Here is a 24789-nt window from a genome sequence, read left to right as displayed (position 1 = left end):
TGAGTCGAGCAAGCAGTGGTGGGCACGGCGCAAGTGCGCCTTTGCCCACCCTGCGGGAGTTTGCGCGATCAGGTCTTGTTGCGCATCTTGCCGAGCAGATAATTGTCGTAAAAATTCTCCGCGATCTGCGTGTAGAACAGCAGCTCTTTCGTATAGGCGTCGTGGCTTTCCTTGGTGCGCTTGAACAGGTCGCTCTTGGTGGCGAGCTCGTTCAGATGCTCCTGGGTCGCGGCGTAGCAGGCCTCCAGCACCGGCTGCGGAAACGCCTTCAGCTCCGCGCCATTGGCGATCAGCCGCTTCAGCGCCGCCGGATTCACGCTGTCGTATTTCTCGAGCATCCAGGCGCCCGCGGCCGAGGCGGCCTGGTTGACGATCGCCTGGTACTGCTTCGGCAGTGACGCCCACTTCTCGTCGTTGACGATCATGTGCAGCATGGCGCCGCCTTCCCACCAGCCCGGGAAGTAGTAGTATTTGGCGACCTTCTGGAAGCCGAGCTTTTCGTCGTCATAGGGACCGACGAATTCGACCGCGTCGATCGTGCCCTTTTCCAGCGCCGGATAGATGTCGCCGCCCGCGATCTGCTGCGGCACTACGCCGAGGCGCGCCAGCACATGGCCGCCCATGCCGGCGATGCGGAATTTCAGGCCCTTGAGATCGTCGACGGTCTTGATCTCCTTGCGGAACCAGCCACCCATCTGGGTGCCGGAATTGCCGCAGAGGATCGCATGCGCCTTAAACGGCTTCAGCGCCTCGTTGGTCAAGTCGGCGCCGCCGCCGAAATGCCACCAGGATTCCTGATGGCGATGGTTCATGCCGAACGGCGCGCCGGTCGCATAGGCCAGCGCCGGCTCCTTGCCGATGTAGAAATAGAGCGGGGTCTGCGCCATGTCGACGGAGGCTGTGCTGACCGCATCGAGCGCCTGCAGACCGGGGACGAGCTCGCCGGCCGCAAAGGTCTGGATCTGGAATTTGTTGTCGGTGGCCTCGGCAACATATTTCGCAAAAGTTTGCGCAGTGCCGTAGATGGTGTCGAGCGATTTCGGGAAGCTCGAGGTCAGGCGCCATTTGATCTCGGGCGCGCCTTGCGCGATCGCGGGTGCGGCAACCAGCGTCGTCGCGCCGGCGACCGCGCCGCCCTTGAGGAATGTACGGCGTTTCATGATGGGTCTCTCCCTGAACTATGTTTCAACGTATCGGCTTGAGCGCGATCTTCGCGAGCTATTGCCGTTCCTATAGCGGAGTTCAAGCTGGGAGCGGAAGCCCCGATGGAGCGCAGCGCAATCCGGGGATCTCCCCAAATATTTCCCGTGTCGCTCTCAGAGCAGCTTGGCGCTGACGAACAGCGCACGCACGGCGTTGGTCGCCTGCACGACGAGCATGGCGTTCTCGGCGGCGCCCTCGAGCGCTGCGACCGCGTCTTCATGCAGCGAGCGGAATTCCATCCACTCGACCGATTTGAAGTTGGTGAGGAATTGATAGGCCTGGCCGACGGTCGCGATCGCCAGCGTGTCGCCGTTCAGCTTGATCTTGAACGTCGTGCGCAGCGGGGTCTCGGAACTTTGCGGATCACTCACTTTGCGGATCACTCATGGGCTGCTTCTGAACGATGACGGCTTAACGAACGGAAAACGGCAGCCCCGCCGCGGCAGGCAAATATCAGGCGCAGATATCAGGACTCAGTGCTCGCGCGCTGCGAGGCGGTCGCCGATGGGGTCAGCCTGGGCACCACGACCAGACGGTTGAACTCACCGTTGTCGTAAGCCTTCATGAACCGATCATAGTCCTTGATCGACACGCAACCGTTGGAGTCGCCACGAGGCCCGAGCATGTAATTGTGGGTGAGCAGACCGACGCGGCCGAGCGCGCTGGTGCCTTCGGTAGGTGTCAAGCGCAGTGCGCGGACGCCGTGGAACAGTTTTTCGCGCGGCTTGAGGTCGTAGGTCGCGGGCGGGGTCGCGCCAACCATCCGCTGGTCGACGTGCTCCGGATCGTCCATCAGCGCGCCCATGCCGGAATGCGCTTCCAGCGCGAGGCCGCTCGGCAGGTAAAGCGCCTTGGCCGAGATGTCGTAGACCGCGGTGCGCGAATCGTAACCGAGCGCGGCGAGATCCGGCGCCTTGCCGAACAGGCCGCTGTCAGGCGTCAGCGAGGCCAGCCTGATCTTGTCGGTGAATTTTTCGAAGAAGTTGCGGTTGTCGACCCTGGGGTTGGTCTCCGCGTAAGCCTGGCTCGAGGCGATCTGGGCGGAGATGTCGGCCTGGGGCGGGCGCGAGCGCGGCATCGGGATGGCGTCAGCACGCTGCGATTGTCTCGTCTCCTCGGACATATGCCGGTCGTCGTCGGTCAGAGTGGAGCGCCAGTCGTCGCCCTGGAGCTTCTGGGCAAGCATCGCCTTGGCGTCGCGCAATTTGAGCTGGACTGCACTCACCGCGGAGCGCTCCAGCGTCCGCAAGCCGAGCTCGCGGGCGGGCGGACTGCTGGAAGCAGAAGCGAAACGATCATCGAATGAAGGCGCATTGCCCGGCGGCAGCGCGGCGGTGACCAGCGAGGCCGAACCGCCGATATCCGCGACCCAGGCGGCGGCGCCCAGTGCCAGCGCGACGGCGGCCAGAGACAGCAATATCGTCTCGGCTCGCCCAATACGGCGGCGCGACAATAGCCTCTCGGCTTGTGCCCGGTCGGAAACCATCAGCTCCCCAAAATCGATCCCCGGGGGGACCCACCCCCACCCGGAGATTCTATACCAGCTACCACATTGGGAGCCAAAAGTTAGGCATAATCGCGGCCGGCAAGGGTCTGGCAAGGCTCCGACGAGCCATTCCAGGGTATCCTAAGGTATCCAATGACCGATCCTTTCGACCTCAAACGCTTTGTGCGGGCCCAGGACCCGGTCTACCGCGACATCCAGGGGGAGCTGACCCGGGGCCGAAAGCAGAGCCACTGGATGTGGTTCGTCTTTCCCCAGGTCGCCGGCCTTGGCTTCAGCGCCATGTCGCAGCGCTACGCCATCGCCTCCCGCGCCGAGGCCAAGGCCTATCTCGCCCACCCCATCCTCGGTCCGCGCCTGATCGAATGCACCCGCCTCGTGCTTGCCATCGAGGGCCGGAGCATCAACGCCATCCTCGGCGCGCCCGATGACGCCAAATTCCGCTCGTCGATGACGCTGTTCGACGCGGTGTCCGACCAACCCGTTTTCGACGAGGCGCTCGCCCGGTATTTTTCGGGCGAGCGCGACGGCGCCACGCTGGAGATCCTGTCGAAGCTGGATCGGCCGACATAGCGCGTCGATCAGCGCCCCTGAAAGACGGCCGCGCGACGCTCGATGAAGGACTGAATGCCCTCCTTCGCGTCGGCACTGGCAAGCACGCGATCGCGGATTGTCGGGAGATAGGCGATCGCCGCCGCCTCGCCGGCTTCGACATATTTGGCCGCGGCTTCCTTGGTGACCTGGATGCCGAGCGGCGCATTGCGCGCGATGATGGCGGCGAGCGCCATCGCCCGCTCGACCTGCTCTCCCGCCGGCACAACCTCCTGGACGAGACCGATCGTGTGGGCGCGTTCGGCTGAAAACTCGTCGCACAGGAACAAATGATACATTGCGTCACCCCAGCCGGCGCGCGACAGAAAGCGGAAATGCGCGCCCCCGAGCGGCGCAATGCCGCGCTTGGACTCCATCTGGCAGAAGCGCGCATCCGCGGCCGCGACCACGATGTCGCCGGCGAGCATCAGCTCGATGCCGATCGTGAACACGATGCCCTGCACGGCGGTGATAACAGGCTTGCGGCAGCGCTTGGCAAGGCCGAACGGATCGACATTGCCTTCCTTCATATTGCGCTTCTCCGCAGTCGGGCCGAAGAATTTCGGCATGTCCAAACCGGCGGTAAAATCCCTGCCCTCGGCGCAAATCACGCCGACGCGATAGGCCTCGTTGTCGTGCAGCTCGGTCAGCGCATCGGACAATTGCTCCATCATCGCCGGCGTGAACGCGTTCTTCTTCGCGGCGTTGTCGATGATAATCTTGAACACATGGCCGTGCACCTCAGTGCGGATCTGACCTTCGCTCATATCGTTTCTCTCCGGATTCGTTGGTTGCTACATCAGACCGGCGGCTGAATGGCCGCGCGGATAGCCTCGATCCGCTCCGGCGTGAACACGCCGGAATCCAGGAGCTGGAGGATCGAGAGCACGCCGCCGCGCGATCCCCAGCTTCCCTCCTCGATGATCTCGAAATTGACCCACCAGGTCGGCGCAGGCGCCTGCATGCCGCAGGCGTCCGCAAGCCGCGCCAGCACATTCCGGATCACCTCGGCTCGCAGCTCGGCAGGCCAGGCCGCGTTCATCACCGCGATATTGACGGTCATGACGTCGCGCGGCGTCTCCTGGTCGGACAGGAGCCTGCCGCCGATTGCCATGCAGTCGGCTGGCAGGTCATGGAAATGCACCTGGAAGCCCATTCGCGCGGCGGGGGCATGCTGACCGATCTCGGGCTCGAGCACAGCGTCTGTCAGGCTTTCGGCCAGGCGGCGGCGCTGTACCGACCCAAGCCGGCCGGCAGGTGCGGTCACGGTGATGATGGTCAAAGCGTCCCTTTCCATAAATATGACAGCTGTCATATTCCAGCGCCACTTGCCTATGTCAAGCGTCATAGTCTAGATGGGACGCCCAACTGCGGAACCTCCGATGACGACCACCACACGTGACAAGATGATTGCCGGCGCCGCCGACCTGATGAGCCGGCACGGTGTCAACGCTACCAGCATGCGCGATGTCGTCCGCCATACCGCGACGCCGCGCGGCTCGATCGGTCACCACTTCCCCGACGGCAAGCGGCAGTTGATCGCCGAGGCCGTGGTCCTTGCCGGCAAGCAGGTTTCGATTCCCCTGGAGAAGGCCATGAACGAACGCGGCGTGATCGGCGGCTTGCGAGCATTCGTCGGATCGTGGCGTCGCCGGCTGGAAGCGACCGGCTTCGAGGCCGGCTGTCCGGTGCTCGCCGTTGCCGTCGACCGCCACGTCGGAGAAGCCTCCGACAAAGACCACGAGACAGCGCAGCAGCAACTGCTCGATCTCGCCGACGGCGTGTTCGCTGATTGGCGACACATCATGCGCTCAGCCCTGCTGCGCGAAGGACTGGCCGCGGAACGCGCGGAGCGGCTTGCAACACTCGTCGTCGCCTCGATCGAAGGCACGGTCGCGATGTGCCGCGCAAATCGCAGCGCCGACGCGCTCGATCAGGTGCAAGAGGAGCTGGAGACGGTCCTGTCCTCTGCCCTCGCCCGCACGACCGGATAAATGGAGACGCACCGATGGATTTCTCCCGACAACGCGAGCTCGCCCGCCATCTCGCCGATCTGCGCCGCGAGGGCCGGCAGCAAAGTGGCCTCGAGGAGCGGCTGGTACCACCGGATGCCGACACCGCGTACCGCGTCGCGCAGATGGTGGAAGAAGAATTGGGCTGGAACGTCGTCGGCTGGAAGATCGCCGGCATGAAGCCCGGGCTCCAGCGCCAGCTTGGCATCTCCACGCCGATCTATGGGCGGGTGTTCGCGCCTCTGATCAAGAGCTCGCCCGCGCGCGTGGAACACGTCAAGCAATGCAGTCCGATTCCGGAGGTCGAGTACCAGGCACGCCTCGGCGCCGACCTGTCGCCGCGCCCGAAGCCCTACACGGTGGACGAGGTGGGTGATGCCGTCGTTTCGCTGCATCCCGGCATCGAACTCGCCGAATGCCGTTTCGTCCACGACACGGCGTTTCCGCCAATGCCCGCGATCATGGCGGACGGCTCCGGATCGGGAACGATCGTGCTTGGAGAGCCCATCGCGGACTGGCGCAACCGCGACATTGCCAATCAGGAGGTCATCCTGAACTGCAACGGCGCCGAGAGACGCCGCGGCAGCGCTGCAGAGGCGATCGATCATCCGCTGGTGCCGCTCGCCTGGCTCGCCAACGAGCTGTCACGGACCGGCATCGGCCTCAAGGCCGGCCAGACCATCTCCACCGGCACGCTGACCGGCATGTTACGGCCGAAGGCCGGCGAAACCTACGTGGCCGATTTTGGTCCCTTGGGAACTGTGAGCGCGACCTACGCCTAGACGAACGGACGCATACGCGTGGCATGGCGGCCACGAGCGTAAACCCGGGATTAACATCGCCTGCCTATTGTCCGTGCAATAATTTCCCGCGCCAGTTGCCGGATAGAATCATGAAAATCGGTACGCTCCTGACCACCGCCATCGTCTCGCTCTCGACCGTGGGCGGCGGCCTCGCCGTCTACGTCGCCGTAACGAAATACCAGACGATGGAGCGGATCACCGAAGCCCAGGGGCGGCTGGCGATCGTTCGCGCCGTCAGCGACATCCCGCGCTACCTCAATCCCGAGCGCGGCTTTTCCACCAACATTCTCTATGGCCCTCCCGCCGTCGACCCGGCGCTGCTTGCCGAGCAGGGCAAGCTGCGCAAGCAGACCGATGCCGCCCGCGACACGATGAACGCGTTGCGCAAGGACCTGCCGGGCCCGTTCGACGACGGCAACACCACCGGCGGCAACATCGACGCCATCAACTCCAAGTTCACCGCGCTGCGCGAGGCCATCGACAAGGCGATGTCGGGCCCGCCGGAGGCACGCAAGGACGCCGCCAAGAAGATCGTCGCCGACAACGCCGTGCTCAACGCCAGCGTGACCGCGCTGCTCAACGAGCAGGTCCGCCGCATGGCGATCCTCAACGGCGATGCCTACCGGCAGGCCAGCTACGCCAACATCGCGATGACCTTGCGCGACGTGGGCGGCTTCAACTCCAGCCTGCACAAGAATCTCGTCGGCGGCAAGAAACCGGCGACCGACACCGAGAAGGCCGAGATCAGCCGCTCGCAGGGCCGCAACGATCAGATCGTGATGTCGCTGCTGGAGTTGCGTGGCAATCCTGCAACCCCGGCGAACGTCGCCGCCGCGCTGGAAAAATTCAACGCGATCTACATCGAAGAGTTCGGCCGCGAACTCAAGCTGGTGAAGGAGGGTGCGGTCAGCGGCAAGTACGAACATGACATGGACACCTATTACACCGCCACGCAGCGCGGCCTCAGCACCATCATCGAGGTCCGCGACGCCTTTTACGACAACGCCGAGCAGATTCTCGCCGGCGCCTCGACCGCCGCCCACACCAGCTTCACCATCGCACTCGCGGGCCTTCTCGCCGTGCTGATCGCCAGTGCCGGCCTCATCGTCACGGTCCGCCGCCGCGTCTGCGCCCCGATCGTCAGCCTGACGACCCGGATGTCGCGGCTTGCCGACGGCGAAGTTGCGGAAGAGATTCCCGGTGCCGAGCGTTCCGACGAAATCGGCGCGATGGCCGCGGCCGTCCGGGTCTTCAAGGACAACATGATCCGGGCTGACAGCCTTGCGGCGGAGAAGCAGGCCGAGAACGACGGCAAGATGCGCCGCGCACAGGCGCTCGACGGGATCACCCGCGCGTTCGAAGCCAAGGTCACCGAGCTCGTCGGCGGACTGTCCCGCGCGTCATCCACCATGGAAAGCACGGCGCAGTCGATGACCTCGACGGCGGCCCAGACCAACAGCCAGGCCGCGGTCGTCGCCGCCGCCTCACAGCAGACATCGAGCAACGTGCAGACGGTCGCGAGCGCCACCGAAGAGCTGACCTCTTCGATCTCGGAGATCGGCCGTCAAGTGGCCCAATCCACCGAGATCGCAGCCCGCGCCGTCGACAACGCCCGCCGCACCGGTGACACCGCCCGTGCGCTGGCCGAAGGCGCGCAGAAGATCGGCGACGTCGTCACGCTGATCCAGAGCATCGCCGAGCAGACCAATTTGCTGGCGCTCAACGCGACCATCGAGGCCGCCCGCGCCGGCGACGCCGGCCGTGGCTTCGCGGTGGTTGCTGCCGAGGTGAAATCGCTGGCGGGCCAGACCGCCAAGGCCACCACCGAAATCTCCGAGCAGATTTCGGCGATCCAGGCCGCGAGCGACGAGACCGTCACCGCGATCCGCAACGTCGCCGACGTGATCGGCGAGATCGACCAGATCGGCACCGCCATTGCGGCCGCGATCGAGGAGCAGGGCTCGGCGACCAAGGAGATCGCCCGCAGCGTCCAGGAGGCCGCGCGCGGCACCCAGGAGGTCAACACCAACATTTCAGGCGTGCAGCGCGCCGCCGACGATACCGGCACGGCCGCAAGAGAGGTGCTGGGCGCAGCCGAGCAGCTCTCGACCCAGTCACGCGATCTCGCCGGACAGTTCGACCGCTTTCTCGGCGAGGTCCGGTCGGCGTAAGGGCTAATACGGCGGTGCCTTGCGCGCCCGCTGCGCCTTTGCGGCCTCGATCCACCATGCGAGATCGTCAGCGAAGCGCGGGAACGAACGCTCGAGCGCCTTGCCGCCTTCGCCGATCGGTTCGCCAGCTTCCGACAGCGTCTGTGCGATCGGGCCGACGCCGATGGTGCTCGACACCACCACCATGCCCATCTCCGACAACGTGCCATGCCAGGCGGTCGAGGCACGCGCGCCGGACAGGCGGCCGGCCGAATAGCTCACGATCGCGGCCGGACGCCAGAACCACTCCTCGAGAAAGTGGTCGGTGAGATTTTTCAGGCCTGGTTGAATGCCCCAATTGTATTCGCCGGTGACGAAGACGAAACCGTCCGCGCCGCGGATCTCTCCGGCCAGCCTCTCCAGCGCCTCGGGTGCGGAGCCCTTGGGATATTCCTTGTACATGCGATCGAGCATCGGCAGGCCGATCGCCTTTGCGTCGATGAACACGACGTCGTCGCCGCGGGCGCGCAGGCGATCGATGACGAAATTGGCCAGGCGTATGCCCATGCGGTCGGAACGGTAGGAACCGTAGAGGACGAGGATACGATTGCTCATGGGCGGCAGTCTAGCACGAGTCAGGAGGCGCCGAGCGGCTTGCCTTGCGGCGTCTCAGTGCGCGGCGCGATGTCTGGTGCGGCGCGGAACGGTCCGGCACGCCAGCCCTTCGGCCAGCAGCTTCATGTCCTCGTGCCGGCCGCTGCGGATTAGCCGGCCGAACTCTTCGGGTGTGAAAGGAAGACTTGGATCATCATCGACCGGACGCCGCACTCGCGGGCCGAAGAACCGTCGAACCAGGCTAGCGAGCCGCCGCATGTCAATTCCCTCGCGCCAGCATCAAACCTTTCAGTCCGCACATTGTTCCTCCCGCACGATCGAGATTGCAAGAGGCCGCCAAGCGGTCCGCACCAAAAAAAATTCGGCGAGAGAATAATCTCCTCTGCCTGCGCTACTCGGCGAATCCGACGTAGCGCACGAAATCGTCGTTGCCCTCGCGATCGGAGCGAACGGCGTTCGCGGCAAAGTTGTCATCGGGATAACCCATCGCGACGCAGGTCATGATCACCTCGTCCTCCGGAATGTTCGCGACCTCGCGCACGATGTCGGAGCGCATGATGCCCTGCCCGTTGATCACCGAACCGAGACCGCGGTCCCAGGCCGCGAGCACGATGCCGTAGCAGAGCGCACCCAGATCGAAATGGCAGACCGCGCCGGGATCGAGCACGCGGTCATAAGTCAAGACCAGCGAGACCGGCGCGTCGAACTGGCGGAAGCCGCGCAGCACCCAGTCCTGGCGCATCGGCTTGTCGTCGCGCGCGATTCCCATCGCGCCGAACAGTTTCTTGGCGACATCGACTTGCCGGGTGCGGTGCACGCCCTGGTACTCGCCATGGCTGACGATGTCACGCTTCACCTTGGCGCCGGCAACCATCTCCTCCATGTTGCGTCGGCGCAGCTGTTCCAACGGTCCGCCTGTGAGCACGTGGACATGCCAGGGCTGGGTGTTCATCGACGACGGCGCACGCTTGGCACTGTCGATGATCGCCTCGATCACCGCGCGCGGCACCGGCTCGTTCCTGAAGCCGCGCACGCTGCGGCGCGACTGGACCAGCGTTTCGAATTCCACCTCAAGACCTCCCTGCCCGTTCATTCCATGGCATTGCAAACCCTGGCACGGCAACACGCGAGCGGTTGCCGATGCGGCGCCCAATAACTATGCTAACCCGCAACCAAGACCAAGAACCCTGTGAGGATCCCATGAAAGCCAACATGGCCGCACCGCTCGATCCCGTCATCGCCCAGATCATTCCGCTGCTGCCGATGCGCGATGCCACGACGATGACGCCACAGAGCGCCCGCGATTCCTTGCGCGCACTGGCTGCCTCGCGCGCGGCCATACCGCCGCCGCCGGTCGACATCGTCGCGGATATCAAGGTGAAAGGCGGCGCCGGACCGCTCGATGCACGTGTCTACCGGGTCGGCACCACGCCGGCGCCGACCGTGGTGTTCTTCCACGGCGGCGGCTGGGTCGCGGGCGATCTCGAGACCCACGACCGGCAGGCCCGCAACCTTGCGATCGAGACCGGCGCAGTCGTTATCTCCGTCGACTATCGCCGCCCGCCCGAAACGCGCTTTCCCGGCGCGTTCGAGGACGCCTTTGCCGCGGTCTGCGACGTGTTTGGCCGCGTCGCGGAATTTGGCGGCGATGCAAAGCGCCTCGGCGTTGCCGGCGACAGCGCCGGCGGCAATCTCGCCGCCACCACCGCGATCGCCTGCCGCGACGCCGGCATCAAGCTCGCTGCGCAACTCCTGGTCTACCCCGTGACCGACGTGCTCGGGAGTTATGCGGACGCGCGCGAGAACGCACGCTTCCCCTCGCGCGCCGAAAATGCCGAAGGCTACTTCCTCTCGCGCGCCGTGATGGAGTGGTTCTGCGGGCATTATCTCACCGATCCCTCGCATGCCACGGACTGGCGGGTTTCGCCGCTGCGCGCGAATTCGCTTGCCGGCGTCGCGCCCGCGATCGTCACCACCGCCTGGTTCGATCCCTTGCGCGACGAAGGTGCCGCCTATGCACGCGCGCTGGAGGCCGCTGGTGTGCCGGTGAAGCACCATGAAGGCCCAGGCCTGATCCACGGCTATTTCGGCCTCGGGGACGCCTCCGAGGTGGCGCGAGCCGAAGCGCGGCGCGCACGCGCGGACTTCAAGGCGCTTCTCGCGCGCGGCGTCTGAGGGCGATATCGGGAGCGACAGGATCGACCGCCGCGCCGGCCAGCGATCAGGCTTTGGCTGCGGGCACCTCGAAGAAGCCCGTCGCCTGAACGAGGCGGCCGTCATCGCCGAAGCGGCCGAAACTCTCACCCGTGACGAACACGCGACCGGCGCCATCATACATGGTCCAGCGAAAAAGCCCCTGCTCGTGGTGTTCTAGGAAGCTGTCATTCCTGAAATACGCGCCAGGAAACTTGAGCTGGGTTTGACCGATGCGCGCCATCAAGGCGTCACGTCCCTCAATCTGCGAGCCCGGATCGGTATACACGCAGTCCGCGGCCACGCTTTGCTCGAGCAGCCGACGCCGCTCGTCCTCATCGATGGGTCCCCACGCCGCCTGATAGGTGTTCCAGGTCTTCAGTCGCGCTTCATCGTTCATCTCGCAGAACCTCTCACGGCCTTATGCCACTTCCGTCAAATTGACAATTATCGATATTTTGTCAATATGGTCGAGGTTCAATTCCGACCCCGGTGAGGCTCATGGCTCGTTCCAGCATTTCGAAAGAGGAGCTCGCGATCGAGGCTGCGACGGAGGTCTTCTCCCGCTACGGCCATGCCCGTACGACGATGGGCGATATCGCCGCCAAGACGGACATGTCGCGGCCGGCGCTCTATTTGCTCTTCCCCGACAAGGATGCCGTGTTCGCGGCGGTGATCCAGAGAATGGACGAGCAGAAGCATCGCGACATCAAGACCGCAATCGCGCGTCTCGACGGCCTCCATGCCAAGCTGCTCCACGCCTGCAAATCCTGGGGATCGCATGGCTTCGATCTGATCGAGGCGCATCCCGATTCGGCAGATCTGTTCGACCTCCGTTTCCCGGCAGTCCGAAAGGTCTACGACAACTTCCAGTCTTTGGTCGCCGATCTCATCCGCGATCAGGTGAAGGCCGCTGGAATCGCGGAGGAGCCGGAGGTGCTGGCGCGATGCCTGGTGTTCGGCATGCGGGGGCTGCGCGAAACCGCCAGGAACGGCAAGGAGATGCGGCGGCTGATCGCCGTTCAGGTCACCATGCTCGTCAGAAGCATCGACGACGGCACTTGAGCTGCGAAGAGCCCCTATCGCGTGCTCCGCGCCCGTTGCACGTCGGTGTGCCCCCACGTCTCGTCCCAATCCTGACCGGCGGCATCGACGACGCGGCCGTCGGCTTCGAAGAACTTGTTCGGCACCTGGAAGATCGCCAGGATCAGGGCGCCCTCCGGGCACCAGGCGGCATGCCGGCTGCCCGCCTCGCGCCAGATGAATTCGCCGGCCTTGCAGGCAATCCCCTTGGCCGGTCCCTCGTTGTCGACGAGAGTGCCCTCGATGACATAACTCTGCTCGACGCCGACATGCTCGTGATCGGGCAGCGCCGAGCCCGGCGCAAAGCGCATCAAGGCCGTCATCAGACCGCTGCTGCGATCGAACAGCAACGTCTTGGCCTCGCAGCCGGGAAAGCGCGTCTTCTGCCATTCCATCTCTTGCGGCCGAACAAGGTGAGAATGCCGGTCAGAAGCGGCATCCGGCATGTTCGCAATCAGGGTCTCCATCACGGTACTCCCTCGGCTAAACTCGCCCGAAGCTAGCAGGATCGCCCGTCCCGGTCAGCGAGCAGTGCAGCAGACTGTCAGCCCTTTCGTACCCGCAGTCGGAAAATCGCCAGGAAGACCGGGCGGCAGGCGCTCATGCAGCTTGATTGCGCCACGATTCCCGGCTCCAATCCGCGCGCCATTTCTGGTTTAGGGAGACAATCATGATGAAGCGGATTTTCCTCGCTGCGATCATTGCCACGTTTGCGGCGGGTTCGGCGTTCGCGGAGGACACCTGCGAAAGCAAGGCCGTCGGCAAGGACGGCAAGGCCCTGGCTGGTGCGGCCAAGACCTCGTTCATGAAGAAGTGCAAGGCCGACGCCTGCGCGCCCAAGGCCGTCAGCGCCGAGGGCAAGCCGCTCGCCGGCGCCGCCAAGAACAGCTTTATGAAGAAGTGCGAGATGGGCGCCTGACCGCTGCGACTTTGGTGCTCAGTTAGCGAGCAACGGTTCCACAAACTCGTCATGCCCGGGCTTGTCCCGGGCATCCACGTTTTTGTCTCTGAATAACAGAGGCGAAGACCGTTTGCCTCTTCTCGCACGCGCCGAGCGCGCAGAGCAAAATCGTCGCCACCCTAGACAGAGTGCCTCGGCTAGCGGAACATGCAGCGCTGAGCGAACCGGGGCGCACCAACGAATCTTCCAGCAAAGGATGGTCGAGATGTTGCAGTTTCGAGTGCGTGATTACACGATGGCGATAATGAGCGTGCTCTTCGCGTTGCTCATCAGTTTTGACGTCGCGCATGCGAGGGGCCCGGGACTTCCCAACGTCATGGTGCTCGCAACCGGCGGCACGATCGCCGGCAGCGGAGCGAGCAGCACCACCGTGGTCGGTTACACCGCAGCCACGGTGGGCATCGAGACCCTCCTGAACGCCGTCCCCGAACTGAAAACCGTGGCCAACGTCAAGGGTGAGCAGGTTTTCCAGATCGCCAGCGAGAACATGAACAATGACTACTGGCTCAAGCTCGCCAAGCGCGTCAACACGCTGCTCGCCCAGGACGACGTCGACGGGATCGTGATCACGCACGGGACCGATACGATCGAAGAAACCAGCTATTTCCTGGACCTCGTCGTCAAGAGCAAGAAACCTGTCGTCGTCGTCGGCGCGATGCGGCCGTCGACGGCGATCAGCGCGGATGGGCCGATCAACCTCTTCAATGCGGTGATCCTCGCAGGCAGCGACGAGGCCGTCGGCAAGGGCGTGCTCGTTGCTCTCAACGATCAGATCAACGCGGCTCGCGATGTGACCAAGAACAACACCTCGACGGCGGACACCTTCCGCACGCCGGAACTCGGCTTTCTCGGCTACATGCAGGGCAACAAGCCGTACTTCTATCGGCAATCGACACGCCGGCACACCGCAGACTCCGAATTCGACATCTCCAGCCTCGATGTCCTGCCGCAAGTCGACATCGTCTACGGCTACGCCAACATGAACCGGGTTGCGATCGACGCGTTCGTCGCCGCCGGAGCCAAGGGGATCGTGCATGCCGGCGTCGGGGACGGCAGCCTGGCTCGGCCCGCGGTCGAGCCGGCCCTCGACGAGGCCCGCAAGAAGGGCGTCGTGATCGTTCGCAGCAGCCGTGTCGGAAACGGCATCGTCGCGCGCAACGGCGAGGCCAAGGACGACGAGCATGACTTCGTCGTCTCGGATACGCTCAACCCGCAAAAGGCGCGTATTCTGCTGATGCTGGCGCTGACCAAGACGACCGACACGAAGGAAATCCAGCGGATGTTCTATACTTACTAGAGCGTCCGGTCGCCCTCCTCCCGCTTGAAACGATAGTCAAAGGCGGCGCCGAGCGGCTTGATCAGCCCGACCGTCGGCGCCGGAAAATGGACAGGCAGGATCAGCGTGTCGGTGTCCGCGACGGAAGCAAAAAACTTCCGCCGCGACATCGCCGACTGCTTCGCATCCCAATCCGGCTTGGCCGACCAGTCCGGCTCGCGGCACTGGATCTGGTGATGCATGAGGTCGCCGGCCACCACCGCGCGTTGGCCCTTCGAGAAGATGTTCACGCAGCAATGGCAGGGCGAATGCCCCGGCGTCGGCGTCAGCGTGACGGTGTTGTCGAGCGCGTAATCGTCATCGACCAACAGCGCTTGGCCTGCCTCAACAATCGGCAGGCAATTGTCGCGAAATACGGTGCCGGGCGGGTTGCTGCCCTTGGCGTGCTCGGCCTCCCAGGCCGCATATTCACCCTTGTGGAAGACGTATTTCGCATTCGGAAAAGTCGGCACCCAACGGCCGTCGCGCAAGGTCGTATTCCAGCCGGTGTGGTCGATATGCAGATGCGTGCAGAACACGTAGTCGATCTGCTCGAAAGAGATGCCGAGCGCGAACAGCTCATTGCGCCAGCGCTCCTTGCCGGGAAAATCGAACGGCGGCGGATGGCCCTTGTCCTCGCCGGTGCAGGTATCGACCAGGATGGTGTAGCGCGGCGTGCGCACCACGAAGGTCTGATAGGTGATGACCATCATGCCGCGCGCGGCGTCGAACACCTCCGGCTCCATCGTCGGCAGATGCCGTTTGAACACACCCTCGTCATAGGCCGGGAAAAAATCCTGCGGCCGCCGCCACGGTCCCTCCCGCTCGATCACCGCATCGATGGTGATGTCGCCGATCCGCAGCTGCTTCATGCGCGTTCCACTCCCACTTTTTAAAGCAGCGTACCGGGCGGCATCGGACCGTTCAAGCCGGAAGGCGCAGAGCCGTCCGCTTGCGTGACAATTGCCGCAAATCAACCCCAAACGCCGCCGACGGTGATTACGGAATAGGGGGAGAATCGGTGGGCACGAAACTGAGAGTCGCGACGGCAGCCGTGATCGCCGTCGCCTTGGGCGTCTACGTCAACAACACGAGTCTGCTGGCGCCTCGTCGTGACGGCAAGCCGGTGCTGCTTGCCCATCGCGGCATGGCGCAGCGCTTCGACGAGCGCGATGTAAAGAACGACACCTGCACCGCCGCACAAATGCTGCCGCCGACACACGACTACCTCGAGAACACCATACGTTCGATGCGGGCAAGCTTCGACGCCGGCGCGGATGTGGTCGAGCTCGACGTGCACCCGACCACCGACGGCGAGTTCGCCGTCTTCCACGATTGGACGCTCGATTGCCGCACTGATGGCCACGGCGTGACGCGCGAGCAAAGCATGGCGAGGCTGAAGCTGCTCGACATCGGCTATGGTTACACCGCCGACGGCGGCAAGACGTTTCCGTTTCGCGGCAAGGGCATCGGGATGATGCCGACATTGTCGGAGGTGTTCGCCGCCTTCCCTGACAGAAAACTGCTCATCAACGTGAAGAGCCGCGACGGGCACGAAGGCGAGAAACTTGCCACGGTGTTGAACGCGCTGCCGGCCGAGCGCCGCCGGACGATCATGGTTTATGGCGGCGACGAGCCCATCGACATGATCCGTCGCCTTACCCCGGAAGTTCGCACGATCTCGCGCGCGGCAATCCGAAGCTGCCTGATCGGCAATATCGGCTACGGCTGGACCGGCCTGGTGCCGGCAGCCTGTCGGAACGCGATGGTGCTGGTGCCGATCAATATCGCGCCCTTTCTATGGGGCTGGCCTGACCGCTTCCTCGCGCGCATGGAGGGCGCGAACAGCGCAGTGTTCGTGCTCGGTCCCTACAGTGGAGGCGAGTTCTCCACCGGCATCGATACGCCCGAGCTCTTTGCCCGGCTCCCGCAAGGCTATTCCGGCGGGATCTGGACCAACGAGATCGAGGCAATCGCCACGATCGCGGGCAAGGGCAAGGAAAAGAGCAAGAACTAGCTCCGCAATCCCGGCGCTTCCTGCCCCGTGCGCGCGACATATTCGGTGTAGCCGCCGCCAAACTGGTGGATGCCCTCGGGCGTCAACTCCAGCACGCGGTTCGACAGGACGCTGAGAAAATGCCGGTCATGCGAGACGAACAGCATGGTGCCCTCGAAATCCGACAGCGCCGCGATCAGCATCTCCTTGGTGGCGAGATCGAGATGGTTGGTCGGCTCGTCCAGCACCAGAAAGTTCGGGGGATCGAACAGCATCTTGGCCATCACCAGGCGCGCCTTCTCGCCGCCTGACAGCACGCGGCAGCGCTTCTCGACGTCGTCGCCGGAGAAGCCGAAGCAGCCTGCGAGCGCGCGCAGGGAGCCCTGCCCGGCGGTCGGAAACGCATATTCGAGGGACTCGAACACCGTCTGCTCGCCGTCGAGCAAATCCATCGCATGCTGGGCGAAATAACCCATCTTGACGCTGCCGCCGACCGCAACCGTGCCCTCGTCCGGCTCGCTTGCGCCAGCGACGAGCTTGAGCAGCGTCGACTTTCCCGCGCCGTTGACGCCCATCACGCACCAGCGCTCCCTGCGGCGGATCATGAAATCGAGCCCGTCATAGATCCGCTTGCTGCCGTAGCCCTTGAACACCTTCTTGAGCGCAACGACGTCCTCGCCCGACCGCGGCGCCGGCGGAAAGTCGAATGCCACCGTCTGGCGGCGGCGCGGCGGCTCGACCCGCTCGATCTTGTCGAGCTTCTTCACCCGGCTCTGCACTTGCGCCGCATGGGATGCGCGCGCCTTGAACCGCTCGATGAACTTGATCTCCTTGGCGAGCATGGCCTGCTGGCGCTCGAACTGCGCCTGCTGCTGCTTCTCGCTCAGCGCCCGCTGCTGCTCGTAGAACTCGTAATTGCCCGCGTAGGTGGTGAGCGAGCCGGAGTCGATCTCGACCACTTTCGAGATCACGCGGTTGATGAACTCGCGATCATGCGAGGTCATCAGCAGCGTGCCTTCGTAATCGTGCAAGAACTTCTCCAGCCAGATCAGGCTTTCGAGATCGAGATGGTTGCTCGGCTCGTCGAGCAGCATGACGTCGGGGCGCATCAAGAGGATGCGGGCGAGCGCCACGCGCATCTTCCAGCCGCCGGAGAGCTTGCCGACGTCGCCGTCCATCATCTCCTGGCTGAAGCCGAGGCCGGACAGCGCCTCGCGCGCGCGGCCGTCGAGCGCGTAGCCGTCGAGCTCCTCAAACGCGTGCTGCACCTCCCCGTAGCGGGCGATGATCTCGTCCATCTGGTCGGCCTTATCAGGGTCCGCCATCGCCGTCTCGAGCTCGCGCAGCTCGGCGGCCACCGCACTCACCGGTCCCGCCCCGTCCATGACCTCGGCCACGGCGCTGCGGCCGGCCATCTCGCCGACGTCCTGGTTGAAATAGCCGATGGTGATGCCGCGATCGGTCGAGACCTGCCCCTCGTCGGGCAGTTCCTCGCCCGCGATCATCCGGAATAGCGTAGTCTTGCCGGCGCCGTTCGGGCCGACGAGCCCGATCTTCTCGCCCTTGTTGAGGGCGGCGGACGCTTCGATGAACAGGATCTGGTGGCCGGCTTGCTTGCTGACGTTGTCGAGGCGGATCATGGGTCTTTTTGGGGGATTGTTGCGTTGCAGCGTCAATAGGCCATGCGGGCCGCCAGGGGAAGCCCGGCCAAGCCCGGATCAGCCCTGCCCGCCGCCAAATCCGCGCAATTCGAGCCGCAGCTTAGGCCTTGTAGACCTCCACGGTCTGCATCATGCCCATCTCCTCATGGTTCATCATGTGGCAATGGAGCATGTAGACACCGGTGAAATCGATGAAGCGCGAGCGGAACACGACCTGCCCGCCCTTGCGCTCCACGATCACGGAATCCCGCCATTCCGGCACCGCCAGCGCCTTGCCGTTGGCCGAGATCACCTGGAACGGGTTGGTATGGATGTGGAACACGTGGTCGTCATGCTCATGTGTGTTGACGATGGTCCACTCCTCGACCGCGCCCAACTTGACCCGCTGATCTATGCGGCCAGGATCGAACTTCTTGCCGTCGACGAAGAACTCGAATTCCTGCCAATGGCCGGCGGCATCCGCCTCCGGCGCGGTGGCCGACAGCACCACCTTGCGGCGGTTGGTGATCTCGGAATCCTTGATGGTCGCGAGCGGCGCCGGCGGCAGGGCCCGCGGCAGCTTCATGTCCATGGGCGCGCCTGACACCACGACCCGCGCCAGCGGTCCCACTGGCGAAGGATGGCCCTGGTCGTACTGCGCCGCGTTGAAGGCGTAGGTGCCGGGGCCGCCTGCCTTCACCAGAATGTCCGCGCGCTGGCCGGGCGCGATCAGGACCTGCTTGAGCGGCTGCATGGCGCCGAGCTGGATGCCGTCATAGGCGATCGCTTGGAGGTCGTGCTTCTCCAGGTCGAGCAGCATGTCGTCCTGATAGGCGGCATTGAGGATGCGCCAGCGCTGCACCTCGCCGGGCCGCATCTCGATCATAGGCCGGCGCTGGCCGTTGATGGCGAGAAAACGCGTCGCGGTCTCGGGAAACAGTGTCTCGAAATTCTCGACCATGCCATTGGCATCATAGACCACTTGGGTCAGCACCATGAGCCGTTCGCGGGCGGTCGCGATCTCTGGAATTTCGGCGAAATCGCCCTCGATGACGACAGCGCCGACCATGCCGGAGGACATCTGAATGTCGGCGCTGCCGTGGTGATGCGGGTGATACCAATAGGTGCCCTTGGTGTGATCCGCCGGCAGGGTGATTTCGATGTTGTAGCTGCGGCCCGGCGCCATCGAGCGCATGACGTTGTCGGAAATCCCGCTCGGGCTGGTATGGGCGCCGTGGAAATGGAAATTGGTGTTGTTGAACTGGTGCGGATGGCTGATGTCGGCCGGCAATCCATCGCGGTTCGGCGGCAGATCGTTGATCATCTTGATGCGCAGGGTATCGCCGGGCTTCATGCGCAAGGTCGGGCCGGGGCTGCCGCCTTCATAGGATCTGACATAGAGCCTGACGCCGCCGATCTGGCGATAGGCATAGCCGACGCGAATGGTCGTGCTCAGCACGCCATTGACGGACCGCCGCACCTCGGGCTCGACCAGCGCTTGGTCCATGGCGGGAACGGGCGTTTCAGCGACCATCCCCATGCTCGGCGACATGTCCGCGGTGTGGGACGTGCCCGCATGGTCGTGCACGGTGTGTTGGGCATTTGCGGCACCTGCGAACAGCGACAACGCGCCGGCTTTGAGACCGCAATCCAGCAATTGACGGCGCGACAATGTCGTCGTGCCCATGGTGCCGGTGACTGAAGACGCACCGTTCGAATCCTGCTGCATTTGAATTGCGCCCCCTGTTGCCGGACCGTCTTCCGTTCGATTCGATTTTAAAGCAAGCACGAAACCACAATTCGAAGCGCAAGCGCACTACATTCATCGGTTGTAAACCTCCTCACCCGTTCTATCGTTGCATGATGCATCGTGACGGATTCGCGCCGGCGCTCGCCTATGCCCTCCGGACATCGCATGCTGGCCGCATCCCGATGTTCTCGAAACTCTGTACAAGGATATGATCATGGGGCCTTCGCGACGTGAGTTCGTGAAGTGGTTGTCGGCGGGAGGCATCTCGGTCAGCCTGTCACATCTGGCGTCCGCGGCGGGCGTGCCCTTCGCAGCGCACGAGACGCTGCCCGGACGCGGCAAGTTCAATCCCGCGACAACGGGCGCCGGCCGTGTCGACGGCGTCGCCAAGGTCACCGGTGCGAAACTTTACGCCTCCGACTTCCGGGCCAACGATCTGGCGGGCTGGCCGCAGGCCACCTCGCACGCCATCCTGGTCCGCGCCAACGACGCCACGCATGTCTATACCGGACTCGACCTCGCCCGCCTCGGCGGCGCGCTCAAGCCGTCGGTGGTGGTGACAGCCGCCGATCTCGATCGGATCGGGACGCAGGTGCCGGAATTCTATGCGGGCGACCTGTTCTGTCCGATCGGCAAGACGCCGCTTTATCTCGGGCAGCCGGTCGCGATTTTGATCTTCGAAAAATTCGACGCCTTCGATCAGGCGCGTCTGGCGCTGCGCGACGGCACGTTCGTCCAATTCGGCGAGGAGACCGGGCCTGTGATCGTGCCCGATTACGGGGCCTTTCGCTTCACCCGCGTGGCAGGTCCCTCGCCTGACAAGCCGGATGTCTATTCGCCGCTCCAGGCCGGCTGGGTCTCGCCCAAGAAGGTGCAAAGCGCGGCGCTGCCGGTGTGGTCGCCGCTCGCGAAGGACATGCCGGCGGATTACGCCAAGGCGGCGAAACATGGCGAGCAGATCCGCGCGGAGCTTGCAGCGGATGACGCCTCCATGCTGGTGCTCGACCGCGAGTTCGAGACGCAATCGGTCGACCCGATGTTCCTGGAGCCGGAATGCGGGCTCGCCTGGTACGACGGCAAGGGCGGCAATCTCGAACTGCTGCTTGGCGTGCAGTCGCCCTACGAGGCGGCGGAGTCGATCGCGCACCTCTTGGCCAAGGCCCGCGCGCCCTACAAGCCGGCGCATATCAACGCGCAGTTCGCCCATGTCGGCGGCGGCTTTGGTGGCCGCGATCACACGCCCTTCATTCTCTATGTTGCGCTCGCGGCGGTCTGCTTTCCCGGCAAGCCGGTGCGGCTGGCGCATGACCGCTACCAGCAGTTTCAGGCCGGCATCAAACGCCACGCGATCAAGATGCGCTCGCGCATCGGCATCGATCGCGCGACCGGCAAGATCAAGGGGTTCGCCGCCGATCACGTGCTCGATGGCGGCGGGCTCGCCCATTTCTCGGCGAGCGTCGCCGTCGTCGCAGCCACCGGCGCCATCGGCATCTACGACATTCCGAAGGTCGACGTCAGGACCGTCGCGGTGCACTCGCGCGGCGTGAGCGCGGGCTCGATGCGGGGCTACGGCATCCTGCAAGCCATGACGGCGCTGGAGGTCCTGATCGACGAAGCCGCCTCCGAGCTCAAGCGCGATCCGATCGAATTCCGGCGGCGCAATGCGCTGCCGCAGAACGGTCGGACCATGACGGGCAATCCTTACATCGTCTCGGTGCGCACGCCCGAAATCCTCGACAAGCTCGAGCAGCACCCGATCTGGCAGCAGCGGGCGCAGTTCAAGCAGACATCCTCGGATCGGCTGGTCGGCACCGGCGTTGCCTGCGTCACGAAAGACTATGGCTCCGGGGCGGACGGCTCGCTCGGCCGTGTCGAGCTTGGACCTGACGGCAAGATCGTGATCTTCTGCGATCATGTCGAGATGGGCAACGGCGTCGGGACGGCGCTGGCCAACCGGGTCGCCGGCCATCTCGGCGCCATCGCCGACGAGGTCTCGGTCGCCCGCGTCGACAGCTATGACGTGCTCGGGCTGATCACATCGGGCGATCCCTCCACCATGGACCAGAAGACCCAGAATGCCGCGGAGAAAAATCCGCGCTGGGTGCCCGCGATCAGCTCGCCAACGAGCTCCTCGATCGGCGCCCATGTCGGCACGCATTCCGCCGCGGAAGCCGCCCGCGTGATTTTCCGCTTCGGCCTGTGGCCCGCGGCGCTCGAGCTGTGGCGCATCGCAAAGACCGATCCGCGCGCGGGACAATGGGCCGCCGCAAGCTGGCAGAACGGCCAGCTCACCATGCCCGGCCTCGAACCACTCGGCCTCCCTGCGCTTGCGGCGACGGCTCACGCGCGCGGCTTCGTCACCGGTGCGGTTGCGCACAGCTTCTCGCGCTGGGCGTGGTCGCGGGCCCGCTTCCCGCTGTCCGGCGAGCAATACCGCGCCGACATCGACGCGCTGGCGATCCGCAAAGGCAACGGCAAGTTCGAGCGGATCAACCGCACCAGCGTCAAGTTTCCGCCGACCGACAACAACCGGATCGGCACCGCCTACACCTCGATGTGCGGCACGGTCGTTCGCGTCGAGATCGAGCGCGCAACCGGGAGCTTGCGCATCGCCAAGGCCTACAGCGTGTTCGAATGCGGCACCGCGCTGGTGCCCGAGGTGGTGATGGGCCAGGCCCAGGGCGGCTTCGCCATGGGCGTCGGTTACGCGCTGCTCGAAACCCTGCCGCCGTTCGAGGGCGGTCCCGGCAACGGCGAATGGAATCTCGGGCGCTATCTGGTCGCACGCGGCTCCGACCTGCCGCTCCGCGATCTCGAGATCGAGATGCTGAAGCCGCAAACGGCAGACGAAGCGCCGAAGGGCATGGCGGAGGTCGTGATGATCCCGATCGTGCCGGCGCTGATCAACGCCATCCACGACGCTACCGGCCATCGCTTCCGCGCGCTGCCGGTCACCGCAAGCCTATTGAAGGGAGTGCTCGCGTGACGACCCTCAGCCTCGCCATCAACGGCCAGAAGCACGGCCCGATGGACGTCCGCGATGATCTCTCGATGAACGATTTTCTGCGCGAGATGCTGGGCATGACCGGCACCAAGTTCGGCTGCGGCGCCGCGCAATGCCTGAGCTGCGCCGTCATCGTCGACGCCCCCGACGGCACCAGCACCACCAGCCCGACCTGCGTCGCGCCCGCGGTGAATTTCGACGGCAAGTCGATCCGCACCGTCGAGGGGCACTCGAGGGACGGCGAGCTCTCGACCCTGCAAAAGGCCTTCATCGCGCATTTCGCCTTTCAGTGCGGCTATTGCACCGCCGGCTTCCTCAATGAGGGTCAGGTCTTGCTGGAGCGCCTGTCGCGGGCACCGGTCGCGCGCGAAGCACTGGAGCAGACCATCGCGGATGCGCTCGACGGTCATCTCTGTCGCTGCACCGGCTACATCAAATATCACGAGGCGGTACGCGACGTGATCCTCGCCGACTCGAAGCGCTACCTCATGGCCACCAAGTGACACGCATCATGATCCCCGACGTGCGGTTCAAGATGATTGCCGTGGTCGCCGCCCTCGCCGGCAGTCTCAGTGCGGGCTACGCGGCGTCGGAGACGGCAAGCCACGCCCTCGCCGCGCCCGAGAGCTTTGCTTCGATCGGCGACACAGAGAAGCGTTCGGCCGCAATCTTCACCGAGCTCGGCAAGGTGCTGACGCATCCGCGCTGCACCAATTGTCATCCGGCCGGCGACAGGCCGCACCAGGGCGACAATGCCCGCCTGCATCAGCCGCCGGTCACGCGCGGCGCTGACGGCCACGGCCTCGAGGCGATGCGCTGCAACAGCTGCCACCAGAAGGCCAATTTCGAGCCCGGCCGCATGCCCGGCCATCCCGAATGGCATCTCGCCCCGCGCGAGATGGCATGGGAAGGCAAATCCGTCGGCGAGATCTGCGAGCAGATCAGGGATCCCGCGCGCAATGGCGGGCGCAAGGTGGAAGACCTGATCGACCATATCGGCAAGGACACCCTCGTCGGCTGGGCCTGGAAGCCCGGCTTCGGCCGCTCGCCCGTGCCGGGCACGCAAGCGCAGGCCGGCGCGCTGGTGGAGGCGTGGGTGAAGACCGGAGCGGCGTGTCCGGCGCCTTGACGACGTCGACTGCACCGCCGCCACCCGAGGAGTTCACCACGCATACGGCTCGTGCGGCTAGGCGAATCGTGCCGAAACGGTCCCGAGCCCGGCAATGTTGGCCTCGAATGCGTCGCCCGGATCCACGGGCACCATCGGTCCAAGCGCTCCAGAGAGAACGACGTCGCCGGCACGCAGTGGCCGCTTGCGACGCGCCAGCTCGCCGGCGAGCCAGGCCATCGCGTTAAGCGGATTGCCGAGGCAGGCGGCGCCCGTCCCCTTCGAGACGACCTCGTCCTTCCTCGTCATCTGCATCTGGAGGGCGCGGAGGTCCAAGCCATCCAGCCGCCGGACGGGCCCTCCAAGAACGAAGAGCCCGGACGAAGCGTTGTCGGCGACGGTATCGACGATCCCGATATCCCAATTGTTGATACGGCTGCCGACGATCTCGAGGGCGGGCATCGCATAGGCCACTGCCCGCACGACGTCGGCCACGGTCGGCGTTTCGATCTCGATATCGCGGTCGACTAAGAAGGCTACTTCCGCCTCGATCTTCGGCTGCAGGACGCGTACCGCGGCGACAGGCTCGTCTTCTCCCACGATCATGTCGGCGAAGAGTACGCCGAAGTCGGGGCGATCGACGCCGAGCTGCTTCTGGACCGCACGGGAGGTCAATCCGATCTTGCTTCCGACAACGCGCCGCCCCTCCTTTTCCCAGTGCGCAGTGTTCTCCTGCTGGATGGCATAGGCCGTATCGACGTCAAGCTCGGCAAGTTGCGTCCGGATAGGCGCGATCGGGGTGCCGGCGTAAGCCGCGCGGATCCGGGCGGCGAGTTCGCCGTGCTTGGTTTGCTGGTTCAT

General features: G+C 64.7%; 25 protein-coding genes. 12 read left to right on the top strand and 13 right to left on the bottom strand.

All coding sequences use genetic code 11. The annotated features are described in order from the left end of the window. Positions 1 to 68: 68 nt before the first annotated feature. From BRA1417_RS0121705 to BRA1417_RS0121695, 3 genes are all read right to left on the bottom strand, one after another. The gene (locus BRA1417_RS0121705) at positions 69 to 1160 is read right to left on the bottom strand and encodes a TRAP transporter substrate-binding protein (RefSeq protein ID WP_027517625.1); all 1092 of its coding nucleotides are present in this window, start codon (positions 1158 to 1160) and stop codon (positions 69 to 71) included. A gap of 156 nt (positions 1161 to 1316) precedes the next feature. After that, positions 1317 to 1574, bottom strand: a complete 258-nt coding sequence (locus tag BRA1417_RS0121700) for a hypothetical protein (protein ID WP_007609546.1) — start codon at positions 1572 to 1574, stop codon at positions 1317 to 1319. 95 nt (positions 1575 to 1669) lie between these two features. Continuing rightward, the gene (locus BRA1417_RS0121695; protein WP_027517624.1) at positions 1670 to 2620 is read right to left on the bottom strand and encodes a DUF2778 domain-containing protein; all 951 of its coding nucleotides are present in this window, start codon (positions 2618 to 2620) and stop codon (positions 1670 to 1672) included. Positions 2621 to 2842: 222 nt separating this feature from the next. Between BRA1417_RS0121695 and BRA1417_RS0121690 the strand changes: the two genes are divergently transcribed. After that, positions 2843 to 3280 (top strand): DUF1810 domain-containing protein, encoded by a 438-nt coding sequence (locus BRA1417_RS0121690; RefSeq protein ID WP_027517623.1) that lies wholly within the window; start codon positions 2843 to 2845, stop codon positions 3278 to 3280. 8 nt (positions 3281 to 3288) lie between these two features. Here BRA1417_RS0121690 and BRA1417_RS0121685 read toward each other — a convergent pair whose 3' ends face one another. Beyond that, positions 3289 to 4065, bottom strand: coding sequence for a crotonase/enoyl-CoA hydratase family protein (locus BRA1417_RS0121685; RefSeq protein ID WP_027517622.1), 777 nt, complete (start codon positions 4063 to 4065; stop codon positions 3289 to 3291). A gap of 32 nt (positions 4066 to 4097) precedes the next feature. Next, positions 4098 to 4580 carry a hypothetical protein gene (locus BRA1417_RS0121680; protein WP_027517621.1) on the bottom strand — a complete coding sequence of 161 codons (483 nt, stop codon included), beginning with the start codon at positions 4578 to 4580 and terminating at the stop codon, positions 4098 to 4100. A 124-nt stretch (positions 4581 to 4704) separates the two neighbouring features. Here BRA1417_RS0121680 and BRA1417_RS0121675 point away from each other — a divergent pair, with 124 nt between their 5' ends. From BRA1417_RS0121675 to BRA1417_RS0121665, 3 genes are all read left to right on the top strand, one after another. Further along, positions 4705 to 5292 carry a TetR/AcrR family transcriptional regulator gene (locus tag BRA1417_RS0121675; protein WP_245286257.1) on the top strand — a complete coding sequence of 196 codons (588 nt, stop codon included), beginning with the start codon at positions 4705 to 4707 and terminating at the stop codon, positions 5290 to 5292. A gap of 14 nt (positions 5293 to 5306) precedes the next feature. Then, positions 5307 to 6092 (top strand): 2-keto-4-pentenoate hydratase, encoded by a 786-nt coding sequence (locus tag BRA1417_RS0121670; RefSeq protein ID WP_027517619.1) that lies wholly within the window; start codon positions 5307 to 5309, stop codon positions 6090 to 6092. A 110-nt stretch (positions 6093 to 6202) separates the two neighbouring features. After that, positions 6203 to 8284: a methyl-accepting chemotaxis protein gene (locus tag BRA1417_RS0121665; RefSeq protein ID WP_027517618.1), complete on the top strand. Its 2082-nt coding sequence runs from the start codon at positions 6203 to 6205 to the stop codon at positions 8282 to 8284. 3 nt (positions 8285 to 8287) lie between these two features. Here the strand turns inward: BRA1417_RS0121665 and BRA1417_RS0121660 are convergent, their stop codons facing one another. Together BRA1417_RS0121660 and BRA1417_RS0121655 are read right to left on the bottom strand one after the other, a co-directional pair. Next, the gene (locus BRA1417_RS0121660) at positions 8288 to 8878 is read right to left on the bottom strand and encodes an NADPH-dependent FMN reductase (RefSeq protein WP_027517617.1); all 591 of its coding nucleotides are present in this window, start codon (positions 8876 to 8878) and stop codon (positions 8288 to 8290) included. A gap of 391 nt (positions 8879 to 9269) precedes the next feature. Beyond that, on the bottom strand, positions 9270 to 9947 hold the full coding sequence (locus BRA1417_RS0121655) for a nitroreductase (RefSeq protein WP_027517616.1): 678 nt from the start codon (positions 9945 to 9947) through the stop codon (positions 9270 to 9272). A 143-nt stretch (positions 9948 to 10090) separates the two neighbouring features. On the opposite strand from BRA1417_RS0121655, the gene BRA1417_RS0121650 reads away from it, so the two are divergent. After that, positions 10091 to 11053 carry an alpha/beta hydrolase gene (locus BRA1417_RS0121650; protein ID WP_027517615.1) on the top strand — a complete coding sequence of 321 codons (963 nt, stop codon included), beginning with the start codon at positions 10091 to 10093 and terminating at the stop codon, positions 11051 to 11053. 46 nt (positions 11054 to 11099) lie between these two features. Here BRA1417_RS0121650 and BRA1417_RS0121645 read toward each other — a convergent pair whose 3' ends face one another. Continuing rightward, complete coding sequence (locus BRA1417_RS0121645) at positions 11100 to 11471, bottom strand: nuclear transport factor 2 family protein (RefSeq protein ID WP_027517614.1); 372 nt, start codon at positions 11469 to 11471, stop codon at positions 11100 to 11102. A gap of 101 nt (positions 11472 to 11572) precedes the next feature. On the opposite strand from BRA1417_RS0121645, the gene BRA1417_RS0121640 reads away from it, so the two are divergent. Next, positions 11573 to 12136: a TetR/AcrR family transcriptional regulator gene (locus BRA1417_RS0121640; protein ID WP_027517613.1), complete on the top strand. Its 564-nt coding sequence runs from the start codon at positions 11573 to 11575 to the stop codon at positions 12134 to 12136. A gap of 14 nt (positions 12137 to 12150) precedes the next feature. On the opposite strand, the gene BRA1417_RS0121635 is transcribed toward BRA1417_RS0121640, so the two are convergent. Continuing rightward, positions 12151 to 12621: a cupin domain-containing protein gene (locus BRA1417_RS0121635; RefSeq protein WP_027517612.1), complete on the bottom strand. Its 471-nt coding sequence runs from the start codon at positions 12619 to 12621 to the stop codon at positions 12151 to 12153. A gap of 203 nt (positions 12622 to 12824) precedes the next feature. Here BRA1417_RS0121635 and BRA1417_RS0121630 point away from each other — a divergent pair, with 203 nt between their 5' ends. Continuing rightward, on the top strand, positions 12825 to 13073 hold the full coding sequence (locus BRA1417_RS0121630; RefSeq protein WP_035968710.1) for a hypothetical protein: 249 nt from the start codon (positions 12825 to 12827) through the stop codon (positions 13071 to 13073). Positions 13074 to 13359: 286 nt separating this feature from the next. Next, entirely contained in the window at positions 13360 to 14412 is a 1053-nt protein-coding gene (locus BRA1417_RS0121625) for a type II asparaginase (RefSeq protein WP_051448491.1), read from the top strand. Here the strand turns inward: BRA1417_RS0121625 and BRA1417_RS0121620 are convergent. Next, positions 14409 to 15302 (bottom strand): MBL fold metallo-hydrolase, encoded by an 894-nt coding sequence (locus BRA1417_RS0121620; protein WP_027517609.1) that lies wholly within the window; start codon positions 15300 to 15302, stop codon positions 14409 to 14411. The two genes, BRA1417_RS0121625 and BRA1417_RS0121620, sit on opposite strands and share 4 nt — an antisense overlap. 149 nt (positions 15303 to 15451) lie before the next feature. Here BRA1417_RS0121620 and BRA1417_RS0121615 point away from each other — a divergent pair, with 149 nt between their 5' ends. After that, on the top strand, positions 15452 to 16447 hold the full coding sequence (locus tag BRA1417_RS0121615) for a glycerophosphodiester phosphodiesterase family protein (RefSeq protein ID WP_027517608.1): 996 nt from the start codon (positions 15452 to 15454) through the stop codon (positions 16445 to 16447). Here the strand turns inward: BRA1417_RS0121615 and BRA1417_RS0121610 are convergent. Together BRA1417_RS0121610 and BRA1417_RS0121605 are read right to left on the bottom strand one after the other, a co-directional pair. Next, positions 16444 to 18066, bottom strand: coding sequence for an ABC-F family ATP-binding cassette domain-containing protein (locus tag BRA1417_RS0121610; protein WP_018456346.1), 1623 nt, complete (start codon positions 18064 to 18066; stop codon positions 16444 to 16446). The two genes, BRA1417_RS0121615 and BRA1417_RS0121610, sit on opposite strands and share 4 nt — an antisense overlap. Positions 18067 to 18187: 121 nt before the next feature. Continuing rightward, complete coding sequence (locus tag BRA1417_RS0121605; RefSeq protein WP_027517607.1) at positions 18188 to 19795, bottom strand: multicopper oxidase family protein; 1608 nt, start codon at positions 19793 to 19795, stop codon at positions 18188 to 18190. Positions 19796 to 20030: 235 nt separating this feature from the next. Between BRA1417_RS0121605 and BRA1417_RS0121600 the strand changes: the two genes are divergently transcribed. The 3 genes from BRA1417_RS0121600 to BRA1417_RS0121590 are packed head-to-tail and all read left to right on the top strand — an operon-like array spanning position 20031 to position 23949. Beyond that, positions 20031 to 22802: a xanthine dehydrogenase family protein molybdopterin-binding subunit gene (locus BRA1417_RS0121600; RefSeq protein ID WP_027517606.1), complete on the top strand. Its 2772-nt coding sequence runs from the start codon at positions 20031 to 20033 to the stop codon at positions 22800 to 22802. Further along, entirely contained in the window at positions 22799 to 23323 is a 525-nt protein-coding gene (locus BRA1417_RS0121595) for a (2Fe-2S)-binding protein (RefSeq protein WP_027517605.1), read from the top strand. Before BRA1417_RS0121600 ends, BRA1417_RS0121595 begins: the two co-directional genes overlap by 4 nt. A gap of 8 nt (positions 23324 to 23331) precedes the next feature. After that, positions 23332 to 23949, top strand: coding sequence for a hypothetical protein (locus tag BRA1417_RS0121590; RefSeq protein WP_027517604.1), 618 nt, complete (start codon positions 23332 to 23334; stop codon positions 23947 to 23949). Between the two features lie 57 nt (positions 23950 to 24006). Here the strand turns inward: BRA1417_RS0121590 and BRA1417_RS0121585 are convergent, their stop codons facing one another. Further along, complete coding sequence (locus BRA1417_RS0121585; protein ID WP_027517603.1) at positions 24007 to 24789, bottom strand: 2-keto-4-pentenoate hydratase; 783 nt, start codon at positions 24787 to 24789, stop codon at positions 24007 to 24009.

Source organism: Bradyrhizobium sp. WSM1417 (assembly GCF_000515415.1).
Lineage (GTDB): Bacteria > Pseudomonadota > Alphaproteobacteria > Rhizobiales > Xanthobacteraceae > Bradyrhizobium.
Note: the sequence above shows the minus strand (reverse complement) of the source record. Positions and strands in the feature narration are given on the sequence as shown.

Bases quoted from the DNA above. Each gene is read 5' to 3' on its own strand.
- BRA1417_RS0121705 (WP_027517625.1), bottom strand. From the start codon at position 1,160: ATGAAACGCCGTACATTCCTCAAGGGCGGCGCGGTCGCCGGCGCGACG.
- BRA1417_RS0121690 (WP_027517623.1), top strand. From the start codon at position 2,843: ATGACCGATCCTTTCGACCTCAAACGCTTTGTGCGGGCCCAGGACCCG.
- BRA1417_RS0121685 (WP_027517622.1), bottom strand. From the start codon at position 4,065: ATGAGCGAAGGTCAGATCCGCACTGAGGTGCACGGCCATGTGTTCAAG.
- BRA1417_RS0121675 (WP_245286257.1), top strand. From the start codon at position 4,705: ATGATTGCCGGCGCCGCCGACCTGATGAGCCGGCACGGTGTCAACGCT.
- BRA1417_RS0121670 (WP_027517619.1), top strand. From the start codon at position 5,307: ATGGATTTCTCCCGACAACGCGAGCTCGCCCGCCATCTCGCCGATCTG.
- BRA1417_RS0121665 (WP_027517618.1), top strand. From the start codon at position 6,203: ATGAAAATCGGTACGCTCCTGACCACCGCCATCGTCTCGCTCTCGACC.
- BRA1417_RS0121660 (WP_027517617.1), bottom strand. From the start codon at position 8,878: ATGAGCAATCGTATCCTCGTCCTCTACGGTTCCTACCGTTCCGACCGC.
- BRA1417_RS0121650 (WP_027517615.1), top strand. From the start codon at position 10,091: ATGGCCGCACCGCTCGATCCCGTCATCGCCCAGATCATTCCGCTGCTG.
- BRA1417_RS0121645 (WP_027517614.1), bottom strand. From the start codon at position 11,471: ATGAACGATGAAGCGCGACTGAAGACCTGGAACACCTATCAGGCGGCG.
- BRA1417_RS0121640 (WP_027517613.1), top strand. From the start codon at position 11,573: ATGGCTCGTTCCAGCATTTCGAAAGAGGAGCTCGCGATCGAGGCTGCG.
- BRA1417_RS0121635 (WP_027517612.1), bottom strand. From the start codon at position 12,621: ATGGAGACCCTGATTGCGAACATGCCGGATGCCGCTTCTGACCGGCAT.
- BRA1417_RS0121630 (WP_035968710.1), top strand. From the start codon at position 12,825: ATGATGAAGCGGATTTTCCTCGCTGCGATCATTGCCACGTTTGCGGCG.
- BRA1417_RS0121625 (WP_051448491.1), top strand. From the start codon at position 13,360: ATGAGCGTGCTCTTCGCGTTGCTCATCAGTTTTGACGTCGCGCATGCG.
- BRA1417_RS0121620 (WP_027517609.1), bottom strand. From the start codon at position 15,302: ATGAAGCAGCTGCGGATCGGCGACATCACCATCGATGCGGTGATCGAG.
- BRA1417_RS0121610 (WP_018456346.1), bottom strand. From the start codon at position 18,066: ATGATCCGCCTCGACAACGTCAGCAAGCAAGCCGGCCACCAGATCCTG.
- BRA1417_RS0121605 (WP_027517607.1), bottom strand. From the start codon at position 19,795: ATGCAGCAGGATTCGAACGGTGCGTCTTCAGTCACCGGCACCATGGGC.
- BRA1417_RS0121600 (WP_027517606.1), top strand. From the start codon at position 20,031: ATGGGGCCTTCGCGACGTGAGTTCGTGAAGTGGTTGTCGGCGGGAGGC.
- BRA1417_RS0121590 (WP_027517604.1), top strand. From the start codon at position 23,332: ATGATCCCCGACGTGCGGTTCAAGATGATTGCCGTGGTCGCCGCCCTC.
- BRA1417_RS0121585 (WP_027517603.1), bottom strand. From the start codon at position 24,789: ATGAACCAGCAAACCAAGCACGGCGAACTCGCCGCCCGGATCCGCGCG.